Raw genomic sequence first — 17,529 nt, forward strand, 5'->3', positions numbered from 1 at the left:
GGTATGGCGCCTTCTGACTCGTAGTCCTGCGTTCACACAGACGTGGCGTTGATACGGTCCTCGCCGCACTGCGGCCGCGTGGGATTGTGCGGAAAGGCGGTTGCGGGTGAGCATCCGGCAAAACACGGCCCACAAGCGACACCATTCAGGCACGACCTCGAGCGGACGTTCGAAGGTCGCTTGACCATTCGATGCCGGTCGTTCAGAGGCTCGCGCGGCAGCCACGAAGCCGGTGGCCCGCGTGCCGATCCCACCCGTCCACCGTGGCGGGCCGTCCCATCAGGCCACGCTCTTGATCCGTTCTCCAGCCACTACTTCTCAAGCCACTGTTGATGGCGCTCGGCGAGCGTAGCTGCGTACAATAGTCCGGGCGATGCGGTCCTCGCGTGCGTTACAGCTCCGCGTCGAGCGCAAGGCTGCGAATTGCAACGCGTTCCTTTAAGTGCCTCTTTGTGTGCTCGTCGAAAACCTTAAACCGCACTCTAAGAAGCTGTTGCGAAATTAATTTTTGGGGCTGTTAACTTCTCCGACTTGGTGTTAACTTACTGTCTTGTTTTGCCTGACAGGAAGCGATGCCGAAAGAACTGATAGACGACGAATTGTGGTCACTCATCGAACCGCTGCTGCCTGCGCGAGCACCGCGCAATCGCCAATATGCCGGTCGAAACCGACACCGGACCGAGCCGTTCTAACCGGCATCGTATTCGTGTTGCGCTCGGGCATTGCGTGGAACCTGCTACCGCAAGAGATGGGATGCGGTTCGGGCACCGCCTGCTGGCGACGGCTCGTAGCATGGCAAGAAGCAGGAGTCTGGCAACGCATCCACGAAACGTTGCTGGCCGAACTGCGTCGTCGTGGCGAAATCGACCTGTCACGAGTGCTTGTGGACAGCTCGTCGATTCGCGCGATGCTGGCGGGAAAAAAACCGGCCCGAATCCAACGGACCGGCGCAAGCTCGGCAGCAAACACCACCTCATCGTCGACGCGAAAGGCCTCCCGCTCGCGGTCATCCTGACCGGGGCGAACCGTCACGACGTCACCCAGCTTGATGCACTCGTCGATGCCATTCCACACATTCGCGGCAAGCGGGGACGTCCACTGCATAAACCGCAAATCGTTCAGGGCGACCGGGGCTACAGCTCGGAACCGCACCGGCAGCGTTTGAGAGAACGCGGCATCACGCCGGTACTCGCAAAGATTGGCTCGCCCCATGGCAGTGGCCTGGGTAAAACGCGTTGGCCAGTCGAGCGCTCGATTGCCTGGCTTCACTCGTTCCGACGCCTGAAGATTCGCTACGAACGCTATGCCCATGTCCATGAAGCCTTCCTGTCTCTGGCTTGTGCCTTGATTTGCTGGACGCGACTCAAGCCAATGTTTAACTAATTTCGCAACAGCTTCTAATACTACAGCCGTAGATAAAACAAAGCAGGAGGTACGCAGCCGCGGCGCCGGTAGTGACACTGCTGGGCGCGGTACTGGTGCCTGCGCCGCCATGCCGACCAGGCCAGGACGTACTCGATGGAGTGAGCTCCGCGCCATAGGAGGCGGCACAGTAGCCGGCGGATCTCCTGCACACTGAGCGGCACCGAATCTTCAGGTGTTTTTTTTGGCGCGCACCCGCAGGGTGACGAGCGCGGCATGGGCCAGCAGCGCCAGCGTGATGTGACGGTACCAGCCCTGCCATTGGCGTACCTCGTATTGATCGAGCCCGCATTCGCCTTTGGTTGCCTCGAAGCCGGTTTCGATTTCCCACCTGCGGCCCGCGACGTTGACCAGGGTTTGCCGTGTGGCTTTGCTGCGCGGGGCGTATACGACGTAATACGCATGCTCGCGTTGCTCGTCCAGGCTGCGCCGCACCAGCAGGTAATGCCCGAAGCGGCGCTCTTCTGTGGTGATCTGCAGACGCCACAGCGGAGTCAACGCCCAGTCATACAGGCGCTCGCCTTTGGCGCCGGCACCTGCTGACAGGCGTCGCCATGCCCGTGCCGGCAAGGCTTCGGCGATCCGGTCGGACCGTACGTAGTCGGGACCCTGCCACCACAGGGGTTCGTTCTTCGCGACGGCCAGTACGAAAGACTGGCCGCGCGACTCGAGCCACAGCCGCAGGTGACGGTCGCCGCCGTAGACTTCATCACCCGTGACCCAGCCGCACGGCACACCTGCGTCCAGCGCCCGCTCAAGCATGCTGCGCGCGAGCTGCGGCTTCGTTGCAAACTCCACCGCCTTGGGAATGCCCGCTGCCTCGCAGCGCACACGGTCATCGGTCCACGCCTTGGGCACATACAGTTCGCGGTCGATAAACGCGCTGCCGCCGCGACCGGCATAGCAGAGGAACACGCCGATCTGGCTGTTCTCGATACGGCCTGCGGTGCCACTGTACTGGCGTTGCACACCGGCCGAGTGCTGCCCCTTCTTGACGAAGCCGGTCTCGTCCACAACCAGCACCGCGTCGCGCTCGCCCAGTTGTTCAACGACGTACTCCCGGAGCACATCGCGCGCGCCATCCGCATCCCATTGCGCCCGCTCGAGCAGGTGCTGCACGCCATCAGGCGTTTCTTCGCCGATCCATTCGGCGAGTTGCCAGCCGTTCTTGCGCTCGACTGTGCCCAGCAGGCCCTTCAGGTAAGCGAGAGACCGATGTCGGGGCTCGGGTCGCCTGAACAGTTCTCCGAGCCGCTGATGTAGCGCCTCCAGTTCACGCTCCCACGCTATTGCCGTCGAATGCATCGCTTTCTCATGTAGTAGTACTAAATATTGTTAGTATAGTAAAAAATCTACGGCTGTAGTACTAAGTGTTGAGAGTCGCGTATCACTCGGACTTAGGTCATTAATCTGCGCTCGAAATTTTTCGTCTTCGAAGTAGACTTCCGGACGCGGAGCTATGCGCATCGGAACGCTGTCAGCACCGTCCAGATGCCTTCGTTGTTGGGCGGGTATCGCCCGGGACCAGCCTGAACCATTGCCTCGATCTGTTCTGCTGTAATTGCATCGCTGTTTTGCGAATCCGCCACTGCGGCGGCGATGTCGTTCGCATACATTGCCCGTCGAAATCGCAGATACACCTCTTCCTCGCGAGCTGCTTGCGCGGGCAAGCTGTCGTTGGGTTGAAACGTTGTGAACAACATCGCAATTTCACGCGCCGTGATCGCGGACACGACAATCTGCCCGCCATCCAGCTCCCTCTGGATGTCTGCCGTGGCTTTCTTGCTCAGGACATCGTCGCCGTTTGCCCACCAGACCGGCGCATGCATATCGAGGACGACACTGAGCCGGCTCCCACTTCACATCCACCGGCGCGGACGTATCGTCGTAGCGCCGTGCCGCGCAGCATATCGAGTGGATTGCGCTCAAGGCTGCGGTACCGTCAGACTTCCAGCGTCGTCCGCCGTGATCGGTCACGCCCACGCTTTCGCCTGACTACTCAACCAGCCAGGTGTATTCAAGCGCCCTTGCCTTGAACTCGGACTTCGATACCCGGTTTCCAGCCATCACGCGCTCCATAGGCATTTGACCATGGTCCGAACCGCGTCGGCTGAAGCTCGTAACCAGTGCCGTTGTTTGGCATTGCGGACTTGTCCTGTCAGTGTTCCTCGAAAAAACACCGGATCGGAGCGTCAGCAAATCCGCGTGCGGATGATGCGCTGCCAATCCGCGAACCGCGAAATGCGGCTGCCCGAATCTTTGAGACAAGGGTTGTGATCGCATCCACCTGATCCACGGCGCCAGTCCGGTTGACACCACTGTAGGCGCCCGATCTATTGGCGCTCAGTAGCAATGGCGCCCGCCGCGGACATGGATGGCCGGAAAAAGGTTGCGCAGGGACACAGACCCGCGTATTTGCAGCACCACCTCGTTATCGCAGCGACTCCGTTCGTCGGCGGGCAACCATCCATCGCTTTATGCGCCACCCGTTGTACTGAAATCGGAGGCTGTATGGCCACCTTCCTGTCTGCACCTGCTTTCCACACCCAGAAGGCGCTCGAATCCCTGGGACTCTCCGCCACGCGTAACCAAATCCACGAATTTTTCGGATCGTTTCTCGGCTATCACCACCTCGGTGAGATGCAGGCCGACCTCGATGAAATCGAATTCCACCTCCAGCAGTCGACGCCGCTCGTCGTTCTTCAGTGCCATGCGGGCTATCTGCGCATTGCCGACCTGCTGAAGCGTTACGTCCGCGCCGATCAGGTGATGCCGGTGTACGAAGTCGTCAAGCACCACCTGCGTTCGGTGCTGCCCGCAACCACCTTTGATGACGAGTATCAACTGCTCAGCACGTGGGTCGCGCAGGAGGTCCGGCGCTGCTTGCTGGCAGACGACAACCAGCAGGTCGTCGACGCCCAACTGCGTGTCGCCTCGTATTGCGACATCTTCGTGCACGACGACATCGATTTCCCGACGCTGATCGACGTAAGGGACATGATGTGGCAGGGCGACTATATGGGAATCCTCTACCGCGCGAAACCGGATGGCACACCGGCGTATGCCGAGGACCAGATCGGCACGAGCGCCCACCTGAACTTCGAAAAGGTAGGCCAGCTGCATGCTGTCGCCGGAGTTCTCGATCAGCAGCGGTGCGTGGGCCTACAAGCCTGATGCGGGCATGGGTGGCATCCGCCTGTAGTCACCGAGAGTGAGGACCCGCTGTGGAGGACTGCGGGGCCCGGCAAAACCGCAACGGCGGCCACGGTCGATCGCTTGCGTTGCCCGGTACAGTCCATGCGGGTCGAGCCCTTGCCGTTGGTGCCGCCGACCGTGACTACCGGATTCCAGGTGATCGAGCCGCGCCGTTGAGAGTGGGGAACGCGGTCATCGGATTAGTCAATGCTTGCCTGTTTTCATGCACAACAAGTATCGGGTGACGCGTCGTGTACGCCAATATATCGACGGTGATGATTTCAAAATCGTTGAGTGAATAACAACACTCGCACCGCGCGCTGGTACTCGGGCGATGTCACGCCGAATTTCCACAGTATCTGCGAACGCTCGATCCTCGCATTCGGAATGAGACGGGGTGCAATATTTGCCTTGAGCGGCGTCAATCACCAGGCCGAGTTTCATCGCTCACCAGATCTGGGGCTCCGGGGAAGGGTAAAACGACACCCGAAAACCGAGTACTTTCGCGTTTTCACACGGCCTTATATGGACACCCATTCGAATCTATCGTCGCCTCGACGCTCAAGTGTCGCCTGCGCACCCGCAAACAGCCGTTCGTCTCTCCAAGCTGACCGAGGCCTCGCGAAACGAACGCGGCCTTCGCCGCACTCAAATTTTGAGTCGCGAGACCTTCGTTCCCGAGAGCGACACATCTCCCATCAGACCAGCATTGGTCAGCACGATCGCATTGACTGGTGCGGTCGCCGTTATCGTATCGAGCGAACCGTTCGCACCGATTTTCAACATCGCGACTGGCCCTTGTCGGCGGAGCTTGCCATGCGAGGATTGCCACTGCGGAACAGTGCGAGCCGATGGTGCTCGCAGTCGTGGCGCTACCGTCGCCCCTCCCTTTCAATTGCCCGGACAACGTTAGCGATGCACTACCATTCAATCACGCACACGCCAAAACAACGGTCTTGTGCCGGCCATGTCCGGAGACGACTATGAAAATCATGGTGATATTGGCATGTGTAGTACTTTCTTCTAATGCATTCGCCGAGTGCAGAACAAGCGCCACCGGGCGCACAGTCTGCGACAACGGGCAGAAAGCCGGCGGCTATAACCGCAATACCGGTACCGCCTGGAAGTCTGAGAAGAATTCGGGCGGCGTAACCACAACCCAGACGAGCAAGGGCGGAGAAGCCAAGACCAAAAATGGCAAGGGCGTATACAAGAGCCCAAGCGGCAAGACATGCGTTAAGACCGCGAACAATCAGGGATGTAATTAAACAGATATTGCTACTCCTTGACCACCGCTGTCCGGAGTAGCTTTGGCATTCTGGTTGGTCTACGGCGAAAAGCGGCTCCGCTTGATAAGCCAGAAACTTGGGCAGTTTCAGGGGACGCTTGAGCACGTACGTGGATCGGAAGAGCGCGGGCAGACGGTGGCGAGGAAGAAGCGGAACGCGGCCTGGAAGAAGTGTGGGACCTTATCTATCGGAGCGAGGTGGGAAACGGTGCTTGAGGACCATAGCGAGTGGCGTTCGCGAACACTATCCGACCGTTAACCGCGAAGGTACAACTGGCATGACAACCATAGCATCACGGGAACTTCACGGCCAGCGTCATAGGCGGTGAACCATAAATGGCCTCGCTGGCTCATTCTGATAGGAAGCTGCCGGTAGCCCGCGGGGTCTTGCCTCCGGGCGGATGGTGTGGGTCGGCCTCAAGCAGTGCAGGGGGCCGCGTGCGCTACTTCGCCGCCGGTACCACTGTTGCCGCCCCGCCGGGGTGTGGGTCGGCCAGGATTCGGCCCCCGACGTCCCGCAGCAGCCGCTGGAACTCGGGCGACGCCATGATGATCTTCCCGGCAGCGGCGCGCAGGCGGTCGACGGCCTCGGCCGACAGGGAGAACGACGTGGGCTGCTCATTCAGGTAATCCAGTTCCGCCTGGTCCGTCAACTGGGAGAACGACACGTCGATGGCATAGATCGTCGTGTCCGGCGTGCGCAACGCCTTGGTTATGGCCGTATCCTTGTTGGCGGCAAATGCATGCGACTCCCGAATCCGGCGCATGGATTGCCACTGTGCCTGCTTGTCCCTCAACAGTTCAGTCGCCTCGTAGGAATAGTGGTCGATCGGAACGCCCGCCGCTTTCACCAGTATCTGCAGCGTGCCCGGCGGGGATTCCGACTTATCCCAGGCTGTCTTCGGCGTGGACAGTGAATTGACGACGAAGACGACGATCCTGCGTATATGGTCCAGTGGCGTGCGCTGATCAATTGATTGCAGCGCTTCCATGATCTCGAGGGAATCCAGCACGCTTCGCATACCGAGGTTGTCCGAAACGCCACCGTCTACGACATGGATGTATGGCCGGTTGACGCCGTCACCGAAATCCGCCTCCTCCCTCAAATGGCGGGTCGCGCGTGCGGCAGGCCGGGGCGGGTCGACGGAGTCGACAAACGGCTTGATCCATGCGGGCGGCACGTAGCCGCAAGTGCCGCCGTAATTGTTGAGCGTAATGGGCGAGAGTACCACCGGTACTGCCGACGATGCGGCCGCGGCACGGGAAAGACGTATCCCATTTAGATCCGAGCAGAGCACGTCGAAGGTGGTCTGCGTGAACGGGAGACGGGCGCCGGTGGAAATGTCAGTGGCCGATGCGATGATGAACGGGCCTTTCCCGCGATCAAGATCGCCAAACGTCGCGCCGTTGAACAGGATTTCGTCGTATAGATCGGCCGCCAGTTCCGAACGACCCCAAGCGCTTGACCATAGTGACGGCCAGTAGGTCGGGTTTAAAGTGCGTGAAGTGATCTCCCCCTGCACGTCGCGTTTGAGAAAGCGCTGTTCGTAGTCGTCGAAGAGTTTGTCACCGTACAGGCCGTAGGCAAGCGCCGTAAAGCTGCCGCCCGACACGCCGGTAATCACGCCAACATAGTCAAGCAGGCGCGACTGGTTGCCTTTCGGTCCAACGACTTCGGTGTTCCGCAGGAACTCGAGGACGCCGTACGAGAACGCGGCAGCGCGTGTGCCACCGCCCGAAAAGGCAAGGATCACCAGATTTTCGTTGGCCGTCGAATACTGCGGGCGCGTGACAAATCGGTAGCCGGTATTCGGATCGGCGTGGGTAATCGGCGGGTTGATGGGACGGCTGGCGCAGCCGCCGATCAGGAGCAACAATGCAAGAACCAGCCATGGTGGTGTCGGCCATCGAGTCATCGGTCCTCCGGATCCGTCCCCGTGCTGGGCACGGTTGCCAGCTTTGTTCTCGGCGTAAGCTGTGACTATCGACGGGAGCCCCCGCCGCGCTCGGCTTGGCCGTAGCGTCGACGCCGGGCGGCACCTCGCTATCGATTCTACATGTTCTGGGATTCAGCTCACCAAAGGCGCATGTCGACCCTATGCTGCTCGTTGCGCCTAAAAGCGCGACCGTTGCTTGTACGGACGATTGCCTCCGGTCGCGGATCGCAGATCGCAGATCCCTCGCGACGGGTCTCTGGAGTCCTGTCGTGGCAGTCTCTTTCCGGAGAAGTCACACGATCGAACGACACGTAACGCATTTTGACCGATCGCGTTTCGACAGAGTGCACGGTCGCACATCGGAGAGAATGCGGTCGCGGCACAGCAATTCGTTACATTATCGCAATCGATTGCTGCTTCCCGTTAGCGAGACCGGCCTGCTGGCAAAAACAGCGCTTGCCGGCTCATTGCTTTCTGCCACGTGCAACTTCACCGGCCAACACGCGTTGCTGATAAGGCATACTTGTCGACGCGTGTACCGGACCTTGGCGTATTGCTCGGACAGGCGTATTTCCACCGCTCCGCGAGTTCGAGATTTTCTTGGACGTCAAACGCGCGCATCGGGCTCGCGCATCGCGCCAAAAATGGTCGCTCCGTACGTCGATCAGTTTGCAAGCGGGCGCGAGGAACTTATGACAATGCCGGGAGCGTCGATCGGCTCGCATTGCGCAGTCCGTGCCGGACGCCCTGCGGATTGCGGTTCGACAAAAAGAAATATTTGGCGCTTTCAGTCTCGGTGGGCGGGAATAGCGCTTGTGTGGTCCATACTAGCGTCCGCGCAGGAAATGGAGCCGCGCAGCTATTCGGCCGTCCCGGTTGGAACGAACTTCGTGGTGGCGGGCTATGCTTGATCGACCGGCGACGTTTCGCTGGACCCTTCGCTGCCCATCACCGATCTTCAAGCCCGAATCAATACGTATTCACTGGGCTATTCTCACAGCTTTGGCGTCGCGGGACATCTCGCCAGCATTGCTGTGTTGCTGCCGTATGCCAATGCAAACCTGACGGGGAATGTAGCAGGCGTGCCTGGCCAGGCTTGGCGTTCGGGGCTAGGCGATGTACGGTTCCGGATTGCCGTGAATCTGTTGGGTGGTCGCGCGCTCACGCCAGAGGAATTTGCCCAACGTAGCCCGAACGCTATACTGGGTGCCAGCCTGAGCGTGGTGGCGCCGACCGGCCAATATCAGTCCGCCCGTATCATTAATGTGGGTTCGAACCGATGGGCGTTCAAACCTGAACTCGGATTGTCCCAGCCAGTCGGCAACTGGTTTGTAGAAGGCGCGGCTGGGGTGTGGGTGTTCACCGACAATACAGACTTTTTTGGTGGCAAGCGACGAAGCCAGGCTCCGCTGGCCGTGTTCCAATGGCATGGAGGCTACACATGGCGGCCCGGACTGTGGATTGCCGCAGACGTTACGTATCTCACGGGTGGCCGGACAAGCATCAATGGAGTCCAGAACCAGGATCTGCAAAGCAGTACTCGCTATGGGATCACGTTGTCGGTTCCTCTTGCTGCACAATGGTCAACCAAACTCGCGTGGTCGCGTGGGTTAACGACACGCATCGGCGGAAATTTCCAGACCGTCGCGGTCGCGCTCCAATACCGTTGGTTCAATCGCTAACTGAACGTGGAAACACGTGTGGAGTTCATTTAGATAGGCTTTACCTCCTTCGCCGACTGGGCGAACGACACGTCTGTTGCGTGGATCGTCGCCTCCGGCGTGCGCGACGCACTCACGGCTTTGGCTTGTCGAGATGAAACCTATCCAGATTAGAAGCTCACGCGATGCTCGCGAGGATATCTCAATTGGCCGGCTCGTGCGTGACGCATCTGACGAGTCCTGTGTGCTTGTCCTGTTAGCGGATTCGCCGATCAAGTGTCCACAGCCGCGGCGGCGGTAATGGCCATTGACACTCACATCGCTGCCGTTGAGGTGGTCCGGGGGCCGGTGACTGGAGAGGGTCGACCCCGGTCCCACGTCTCGGTCGGAAGCTGACATTCGCAGAATGCTGAAAGGGCGGATCTCCGATAACCGCGATGGCCGATAGCGCGGCGAATGTGACTGATGCGACAAACGGCTTCGGCGTATCGGGCCTAAAATTAAAAATAGCGCCGGTCCCTTTGTGTGGGGCGGCTCGCCTTATCCTCGTCCATCAACGGCAGGCGGCCATGAACACTCAGGATCTGCGTTTCGTTCGCCCGGCGCTGGCCGCACTTTGCGCGGCTTCGCTCGCAACACTGGTTGCGTGTGGCGGAAGCGCCTGCTTCGGCCTCGACGGCTGTGGCGGCGAAAACGGGATGCCAAACGTCGCTCTATCCGGCACGGCAGCCATCGGCAAGGCGCTCGCCAGCGCGATGGTTACCGTCAGTTGTGCGTCGGGTTCGGGCTCCACCCTCTCAGACGGCGGTGGACATTACAGCATTACGTTCAACGCCACGCTTCCCTGCATCCTCGCTGTGACCTCCGACGGTACGACCCTGCATTCGCTAGCATTTGTCGGCGGCACTTTCAATACGACACCCGAGACCGAACTGATGTTCGTCTACCTAGCTTCGCAACTTGGCACAAACGAGACCAGCCTGATTGCAGGCTTCCCCAGCAACTCGCAGTTCCAGCGGGTGCTGGCAAATCAGACCGATGTACTGGCTGCGCAATCGGCAGTCGTCACGAATCTGCAGCAGCACTATGCGGTCACACTGACGGCACCGGCGTTTCTGACGACGCCGTTTATCGTCGGGCAAGCAGGGGTCGACAGCGATCTCGGCGCGCTGGCGACAGCAGGCGCCATCAACGTCAATGGCATGACCTATCCGGCTGCCGTCTCGCTGCTGTCCGCGGCGGGTCTCGCCCATCCGCTCACAACGACGTCCACACCTTCATCCGGCACTGGTGGCACAGGGAGCGCCGCCGGCGGCATGATGTGAACTGAGGCAGTTTTAGGCTGGCGTCATCAGGCAAAGGTCGGCCCAGAGTGTGTCAAAACACCTTTTTGAATTGCTAAAATATCTCGTCCGATAGCGGAGGGTGCGCGAGATGAAGCGGTTCGTTCAAGGCGACAATCGTACGCAAAGCTTTCTTCTTCCCGAAGCGCTCGACGACTACGTGACGGACACGAACCCCGTGCGCGTAGTCGATGTCTTTGTAGATGAACTTGATCTTCAGAAGCTTGGGTTTGAGGGCGTCGAACCAGCACTTACCGGCCGACCTTCATATCACCCGGAGGTGATGCTTAAGATCTATATCTACGGTTACCTGAACCGTATTCAATCCAGTCGTCGCCTTGAGCGCGAGGCCCAACGCAACATTGAATTGATGTGGCTCACCGGCCGCTTGGCACCGGACTTCAAGACCATTGCGCGGTTCCGCAAAGACAACGGCAAAGCGATCCGCAGCGTCTGCCGTCAGTTCGTCATGCTATGCCAACGCCTGGACCTGTTCTCCGAAGCGCTCGTTGCAATCGATGGCAGCAAGTTTAAGGCAGTGAACCATCGCGACCGCAACTTCACCAACGCAAAACTAGAACGGCGAATGCGGGATATCGAGGCAAGCATCAGCCGTTATCTTGTGCAGATGGACACCGCCGATCGCCAGGAGCCGACGATCGCGAAGGCAAAGACAGAACGGCTGCAAGACAAGATTGCGGCTCTCAAGGAGCAGATGCAAATCCTCAAGCAAGTCGAAGTTCAACTCGACGCAGCGCCGGACAAGCAAGTGTCGCTCACGGACCCGGACGCGCGTTCGATGAAGACGCGAGGTACAGGCGTCGTCGGCTACAACGTCCAGGTAGCGGTCGATGCAAAGCACCATCTGATTGTCGCGCACGAGGTCACCAACAACGGCATTGATCGTGACCAACTTACGTCGATGGCCAAGCTCGCGCGTAAGGAAATGGGTGTCGAGAAACTCACGGCAGTTGCAGACAAAGGCTATTACAAGAGCGAGGAGATACTCGCATGCCACGAGGCCGGAATCACGGCGTTTGTTCCCAAGACGAAGACCTCGGGCGCGACGTTCGACGGCCGCTTGGGCAAAGAAGATTTTATCTACGACGCTGAGAAGAACGAGTATCGATGTCCGGCGGGCGAGCGTCTCATATGGCGCTACAGGACAACTGAACGTGACCTGAAGTTAGATCGCTACTGGAGCTCGCAGTGCCAACAGTGCTCATTGAAAGATAAATGCACCCCAAGCACCGAACGACGGGTAACGCGTTGGGAGCACGAAGGATTGCTCGAAGAGATGCAGGTCCGGCTTGATCTCGCCCCGGACATGATGCGTATCCGACGACAGACCGTCGAGCATCCCTTCGGCACGATCAAGGCCTGGATGGGAGCGACTCATTTCCTGACGCGCACTATCGAGCGGGTGAGCACGGAGATGAGCTTGCACGTGCTCGCTTACAACATGAAGCGGGTAATCAAGCTACTCGGCTCAGATACGGTTATGAAGGCAATGCGGGCGTGAAACCTCGTGCGGCAGACGGTCCTTGCAACATGTTCGGCGCTGAATTGACGTTTAGGATGCCGCAACCGATAAGCCGCGATCTCCGCCGAGACAGCGCCTGGTCAAATTCCCGGCGGCCACGCGTTTTGACACGGTCTGGGCCAGTTGCTGCCATTCGAGTATGCCCTGAAGCGGCCGCTCGGACGTCGGCTTAACTCATGTAACGGCCCAACACCGGCGATCATGTGCGTAGTGCTCTTTGGCCAACTACGAACGTTTAACGACACATGCCCCGCTCCGCCTGCTGCTCGATTCGCCACACGCTGGCGCGGACGTCCATGCTCATGAAGTCCTGCGCGTCACCGAGCCAGGAACCGCACACTGGCGCGGCCTGTTCGGGCTTGCGCGTGAACGCCACCCGGATCAGGTCAGTCCCGCCGACCGGTGAGTTGGTCGGGTCGTATGGCACCCAACCGGCTCCTGGCAAAAAGACGTGCAACCATGCATGGGTCGCCCCGGCGCCTGCCACGAGCGGCTCGTCGCGGAAAGTTCCACTTAGCTCAGTCTGGAAGAATTGGGTGAGCTTGGTGTGCGAGTAGACGAAGCCCGCCACAGCCGGACCGAAGGTGTAATTCACGCCAGCGCCGAATGTCTTCTGACTGTTGGCCAGCACGCCTAAAGGCACACCCGTCGGTGCGAGCGCGCCCTGCAGGGACGCGCCGGTTGGATCGGTGACTGCGCCGTTCGTATTCAACTGTCCGGGCGTCCGGGCAGAACTGCTGAGCCCGAGGTAACCAACACCGAAATTCAGCGCTTCCCAACATAGGACATGCCAAAGCTATACGCGCGATTGTTCGTGAATCCACCCGCCTGATCGGAAAAGCCATACAGCGCACCGACCCTGAGGCCGCCGAATTCCGGGCTCAGATACTTCACCGAGTTATTGATCTGCAACGAATCGTTCAGGTTGTCGCTGTCAAGCGAATGCGCGAAATGCGTGCCGCCGTATTCCGTTCCCGTCAATGAAAGCGGCGCGACAAAAATCGCCCGTGCTATCGGTTTGGCGGCCCAGCGTGAGCGCGCCGTAATCGCGGCTTGACAAGCCAACGTACGCTTGGTGATTGAAGATGCGGTTGCTCGACGAGAACTGCCCGTTGTTCAGATTGAAGCCGCTCTCCAGGGTGAAGATGGCCTTTACTCCCGCGCCGAGGTCCTCAGCCCCGCGCAAACCCCAGCGACTGTACTGGACCGGGCCGCTCGTCATCTCCCAGTTGCTGTGGCCGCCGCCTGTCCCGCTGATCTGGCTGTTGGTGTAGGTCAGGCCCGCGTCGATTAGCCCATAAAGCGTGACACTACTCTGCGCATGCGCTAGTCCGGCAACTGTGACAATCGTCGTCGCACCGATTTTAAGGATCGTGCTCATTCGCCTGCTCAAGCCAAGACCGAGAGATACGATTCTCTTGGAACGCTTTCTACACAGACCTTGATGTCTTCCAGGCGCGCAGCCGTTCGAATCATCGATACGAAAAGGCGCGATGTGCTCCACCCACCTTATTACGACCGCGGTCAGATCCGCCAACGTCAAATATGCCTTTCGAACATCGATGTCAGGCGAACCGTGCTTCAAGCAACACGTACGCAGCTCCCGCCTGGGGATCCCCTGGCTGGCAGCAATGGAGAGTTTCCTGTTTCTTCTCTGGCCTCAATTTACACGTGCCTATTTGGCAAGCAGATGATCTGGAATTTTCGCGAATTCTCCCTGCCCTATAATGAGACTCAAGTCGAGGAGGGGTGTGCGGCCGCTGACTCGCGGGCCACCTTGCCGGCTGAATCAGGGGATGGAGGCGCCGAGGCCATGAATCGCTATTTAGGCTTGAGACCAGACAAAACAGGCCATACCGCCCCGACCGCCGAGGAGATCCTGCGCGATACGCAGAATTTCTCACTGGTTCTTGGCGGCCCGCTCTTCCAATTGCTGCGCAGGGTGCACATGGCCGACGATGCACTGGAGTTGGTCCGCCAGCGGGTTCTCGTCATCTCGCTTGTGGCCTGGCTGCCGCTGCTGGCGCTCTCTGCGCTCGACGGACATCTGCTCGGTCATTCCGTGGCAGTACCGTTCTTGGTGGATTTTGAAGTCCACATCCGTTTTCTTGTGGCCGTGCCCCTGCTGATCCTCGCCGAACTGGTAGTGCACCGGCGCCTACGTCCGATCGCGCGCGCATTCCTCGACCGGAAGATCATTCCGGAAGCGTCCGTTACACGGTTCGATGAGGCCATCAGGTCGGCGTTCCGGCTCCGCAATTCGATAGCCGCCGAGCTACTGATGATCGCTTTTGTGTATGGCGTGGGTATCTTCGTTGTCTGGCGTCAATACACTGCGCTGCAAACGACGACGTCATGGTATGCCGTACCCGGCGCTGGTGAATTGTCGCTTTCGCCCGCCGGATTCTGGTATGCCTATGTGAGTGTGCCTATTTTCCAGTTCCTCTTGATCCGCTGGTACTTCCGACTGTTCATCTGGACGCGGTTTCTGTGGCACGTATCGCGCATCGGACTGAGCTCGTTCCGACGCACCCTGATCGCGTCGGCGGCCTGGGATTTCTTGCCAATACGGTCTACGCGTTCACGACCCTCCTGGTCGCGCACGGCGCAATGCTCGCTGCACAGTTCGCCAACCGAATTTTTTTCGCCGGTGCGGCACTCACGGAATTCAAGGTCGAGATCGGAGCGATGGTCCTCTTCCTGCTATGCCTCGTCTTCGCTCCTTTACTGGTCTTCGCGCCTCAGCTCGCGCAGGCGAAGCGGACGGGCCTGAGTGAGTACGGCTCGTTGGCGGAACGATACGTGCGCGAATTCGACACCAAGTGGTTAAGAGGAAGCTCGCCTACGGGCGAGGCCTTGGTGGGCAGTGCCGACATCCAGTCGCTTGCGGATCTTGCCAATAGTTTCGACGTGGTGCGGACGATGCGTATTGCTCCCATCACCAAAGACGCGATCATACGCCTCGCGGCTGCGGTACTTATCCCGATCGTGCCGCTCGCACTAACGATGATGTCCCTAGAAGAACTGCTGAAGCGACTGTTCGGATTGGTATTCTAGGCGCCGGCCTTCCTTGCCAGGTTCATGAGTAACCGTGGCCGACCCGCGTACCTGGCTGGAGCGGCCGTGGTGAGCGACCGCTCGACTCAGATATCTGCCGTTGCACCTCTAACGCCTCGACCGTCGGCAAGGGGTCGCACTGAGACGGACAAAGTAGCTTTGACTTGTCGTCTCAAGGCGGCGATAGTTCAGGGGGTGGAATGACAGGCGCAACGCCTATCAGCTATGGATTCACGGCATTGCTGTAGCAAATCTGTAGCACGAGAATCTTCCCCTCTAAGATCTCAGCCGACTGTTACGCGGTCCCGGCACGTTCACGCTCATCCGACAACAATCGGCCAATTGTTGCCGCTCGCTCATCCCACAAATCCGTCATTCGATTGGCTGATCCGCAGCCAAATTCGGCCATTCTTAGTGATCGCGATCGTCGCTTTCTGTTCAGGTTTGTTCGACGCCTGCCCCGGTTGATCGGGTGGCCGACGCCCGCAATTCGCGGGCGCCGTCGCCGCCCTGTTCGCCACTCCTCCTCAACGCGGGTTTAAAGAGGAGAATGCGTTCCTTAACATTTTGACAATGTTGTCTTTTCTGCCGCGTGCGCATGGAGCTTCGGCGGCGTCGCGTTTCCGCCGTGCTCTTCTAGGTATTTGCATGCAGCGAGGATGTCATGCCCCAGCAACTGGGCCACATTGTTATTGACGTGCGGGCGGACCACGACCCGTAGGCTCCGCACCTCTTCGGCGTTGGGGGGCATCGTGTACGCCGAGAGTACCCAGCCCTTTTCGCGGACCTTGTTTGATACATCGAACTCGTTAAACTTCGTGATTTTCTTGTCGAGCGTGACAGCTACCACAGGAATTCGCTGAGTCTCGTTCATAATCGTAAAGTAACCACTGTCCACGAGTGTCTTGCGCAGCGCGATCGCATTGTCCAGCGTATGCTGCATGATCCGCCTGTAACCCTCAAATCCATGGCGCAGGAACATGTAGTACTGCACGGCCAACACCTTGGGCAGGTCACCAATCGTCGATTCGAGACGCTTCATCGTGGCCTCGTGAGACAGGCAATCTTCCCTTTCGACGTTTCGATCACCAGAAACTTGAAGAGCGTGTCGCCACACTGATCCAGCGCAAGCCAGCCCTCCCCGCCTTGCGCAAATTGTCACCGCGCAACCTGAAGGCATGGCCGAATCCAGAATTTGTGCAGCAGCCTCCTGCACAAATTGGAACCTCTTCGTCTTGGTAAACATAGGATTGCAAATTAAACGTCGATCATTCATTTTATGTCAAATGCGTAGGATCACGAATGAAATTACGCTGATGTTGGTATCCCGATGTGTTTTTGACATCTCGGGCACGAGGCGTGTGTCGACGACAGAACGGCCCCTGTACCGCGAGTTGCGCACCAAACAGCTCCGCCGGGAGGCGAAGCACGCAATTTCGTATCCCGACCGGCAGCACTTCTGCAGATCGGGTGACCATGAAGATTGACGTTCGAAACTCGGAAGAAACGCAAGTTGAGAATGAGGCCAGTTTTTTTCGAACGGACGAATCCTTCGCGGGGCGGGTCGACGACCGGCCGTCTACGATGAGCAAACCCGTTCGTCGCCATGAAGTCTGCAAAGCTGGGCTTGACTTTGTCACGTGTTGAGCTGTGGCAAACAATTAGTTGCTTTTTGCTTGTGCTATCTGCCCGAACGGTGAGCTTTTGCGGGATCGAAAAAGTGCGGCATACGCGACGGGAGTGGCGCCATCAAAGTTTCTTCTCAAAAAGCTAACGCGCGCCCCTTGATCTGGATCTCTTCCACATTGCCGAGCGAAGATGACCTGTCGCTCCCATCTTGGTCATGCGTGCTGTGGAGGGTACAGGGAAGACTTCAGTGCAGTGAAGGTACATTGTGGAATCTTGTCGCGCGTGACCTCCTGCCACGGGCCCGGCTCCAGATACCGGGTCCTATCCTGGAGCAGGCGCGATACAAAAAAGAGATAGATCGGGAATAAAGGAAATTCCGCGGTGGTATTACAAGAGCGTGCCGAGTCCTCGCAAGAACCTTTGATGCTTTCGAAGCGGCACGGAATCCCGGCGC

General features: G+C 58.9%; 11 protein-coding genes and 3 pseudogenes. 8 read left to right on the plus strand and 6 right to left on the minus strand.

All coding sequences use genetic code 11. The annotated features are described in order from the left end of the window. Nucleotides 1–572: 572 nt before the first annotated feature. Nucleotides 573–1,383 (plus strand): annotated as a pseudogene (locus HF916_RS09870) (IS5 family transposase). Between the two features lie 210 nt (nt 1,384–1,593). Here HF916_RS09870 and HF916_RS09875 read toward each other — a convergent pair. Both HF916_RS09875 and HF916_RS49865 read right to left on the minus strand, forming a co-directional pair. Then, nucleotides 1,594–2,727 (minus strand): IS701 family transposase, encoded by a 1,134-nt coding sequence (locus HF916_RS09875; protein ID WP_168788689.1) that lies wholly within the window; start codon nt 2,725–2,727, stop codon nt 1,594–1,596. Nucleotides 2,728–2,879: 152 nt separating this feature from the next. Beyond that, the gene (locus tag HF916_RS49865; protein ID WP_206001725.1) at nt 2,880–3,251 is read right to left on the minus strand and encodes a hypothetical protein; all 372 of its coding nucleotides are present in this window, start codon (nt 3,249–3,251) and stop codon (nt 2,880–2,882) included. A 682-nt stretch (nt 3,252–3,933) separates the two neighbouring features. Between HF916_RS49865 and HF916_RS09885 the strand changes: the two genes are divergently transcribed. Continuing rightward, nucleotides 3,934–4,596 (plus strand): hypothetical protein, encoded by a 663-nt coding sequence (locus HF916_RS09885; RefSeq protein WP_168788690.1) that lies wholly within the window; start codon nt 3,934–3,936, stop codon nt 4,594–4,596. 669 nt (nt 4,597–5,265) lie between these two features. Here the strand turns inward: HF916_RS09885 and HF916_RS09890 are convergent. Continuing rightward, nucleotides 5,266–5,409, minus strand: a pseudogene (locus HF916_RS09890) (BPSL1445 family SYLF domain-containing lipoprotein); the annotation flags it as partial. Nucleotides 5,410–5,600: 191 nt separating this feature from the next. Here HF916_RS09890 and HF916_RS09895 point away from each other — a divergent pair. Further along, complete coding sequence (locus tag HF916_RS09895) at nt 5,601–5,885, plus strand: hypothetical protein (RefSeq protein WP_168788692.1); 285 nt, start codon at nt 5,601–5,603, stop codon at nt 5,883–5,885. Between the two features lie 463 nt (nt 5,886–6,348). On the opposite strand, the gene HF916_RS09900 is transcribed toward HF916_RS09895, so the two are convergent. Next, a complete protein-coding gene (locus tag HF916_RS09900) occupies nt 6,349–7,821 on the minus strand; it encodes a patatin-like phospholipase family protein (protein WP_168788693.1) in 1,473 nt (490 codons plus the stop codon). A gap of 1,004 nt (nt 7,822–8,825) precedes the next feature. Between HF916_RS09900 and HF916_RS50760 the strand changes: the two genes are divergently transcribed. From HF916_RS50760 to HF916_RS09915, 3 genes are all read left to right on the plus strand, one after another. Next, a complete protein-coding gene (locus HF916_RS50760) occupies nt 8,826–9,524 on the plus strand; it encodes a transporter (RefSeq protein WP_346777715.1) in 699 nt (232 codons plus the stop codon). Between the two features lie 548 nt (nt 9,525–10,072). Next, nucleotides 10,073–10,828, plus strand: coding sequence for a hypothetical protein (locus HF916_RS09910; RefSeq protein WP_168788694.1), 756 nt, complete (start codon nt 10,073–10,075; stop codon nt 10,826–10,828). Nucleotides 10,829–10,937: 109 nt separating this feature from the next. Further along, nucleotides 10,938–12,368 carry an IS1182 family transposase gene (locus HF916_RS09915; RefSeq protein WP_168787994.1) on the plus strand — a complete coding sequence of 477 codons (1,431 nt, stop codon included), beginning with the start codon at nt 10,938–10,940 and terminating at the stop codon, nt 12,366–12,368. Nucleotides 12,369–12,885: 517 nt separating this feature from the next. Here the strand turns inward: HF916_RS09915 and HF916_RS09920 are convergent. Next, nucleotides 12,886–13,770: pseudogene (locus tag HF916_RS09920) on the minus strand (porin); the annotation flags it as partial. A gap of 432 nt (nt 13,771–14,202) precedes the next feature. Here HF916_RS09920 and HF916_RS09925 point away from each other — a divergent pair. Together HF916_RS09925 and HF916_RS50765 are read left to right on the plus strand one after the other, a co-directional pair. Beyond that, a complete protein-coding gene (locus HF916_RS09925; protein WP_240975217.1) occupies nt 14,203–15,162 on the plus strand; it encodes a hypothetical protein in 960 nt (319 codons plus the stop codon). A 29-nt stretch (nt 15,163–15,191) separates the two neighbouring features. Beyond that, nucleotides 15,192–15,446, plus strand: coding sequence for a hypothetical protein (locus HF916_RS50765; protein WP_240975218.1), 255 nt, complete (start codon nt 15,192–15,194; stop codon nt 15,444–15,446). A 559-nt stretch (nt 15,447–16,005) separates the two neighbouring features. Here HF916_RS50765 and HF916_RS09930 read toward each other — a convergent pair. After that, nucleotides 16,006–16,488: a hypothetical protein gene (locus HF916_RS09930; protein WP_240975219.1), complete on the minus strand. Its 483-nt coding sequence runs from the start codon at nt 16,486–16,488 to the stop codon at nt 16,006–16,008. Between the last annotated feature and the right edge of the window lie 1,041 nt (nt 16,489–17,529).

This window comes from Paraburkholderia aromaticivorans (assembly GCF_012689525.1).
Lineage (GTDB): Bacteria > Pseudomonadota > Gammaproteobacteria > Burkholderiales > Burkholderiaceae > Paraburkholderia > Paraburkholderia aromaticivorans_A.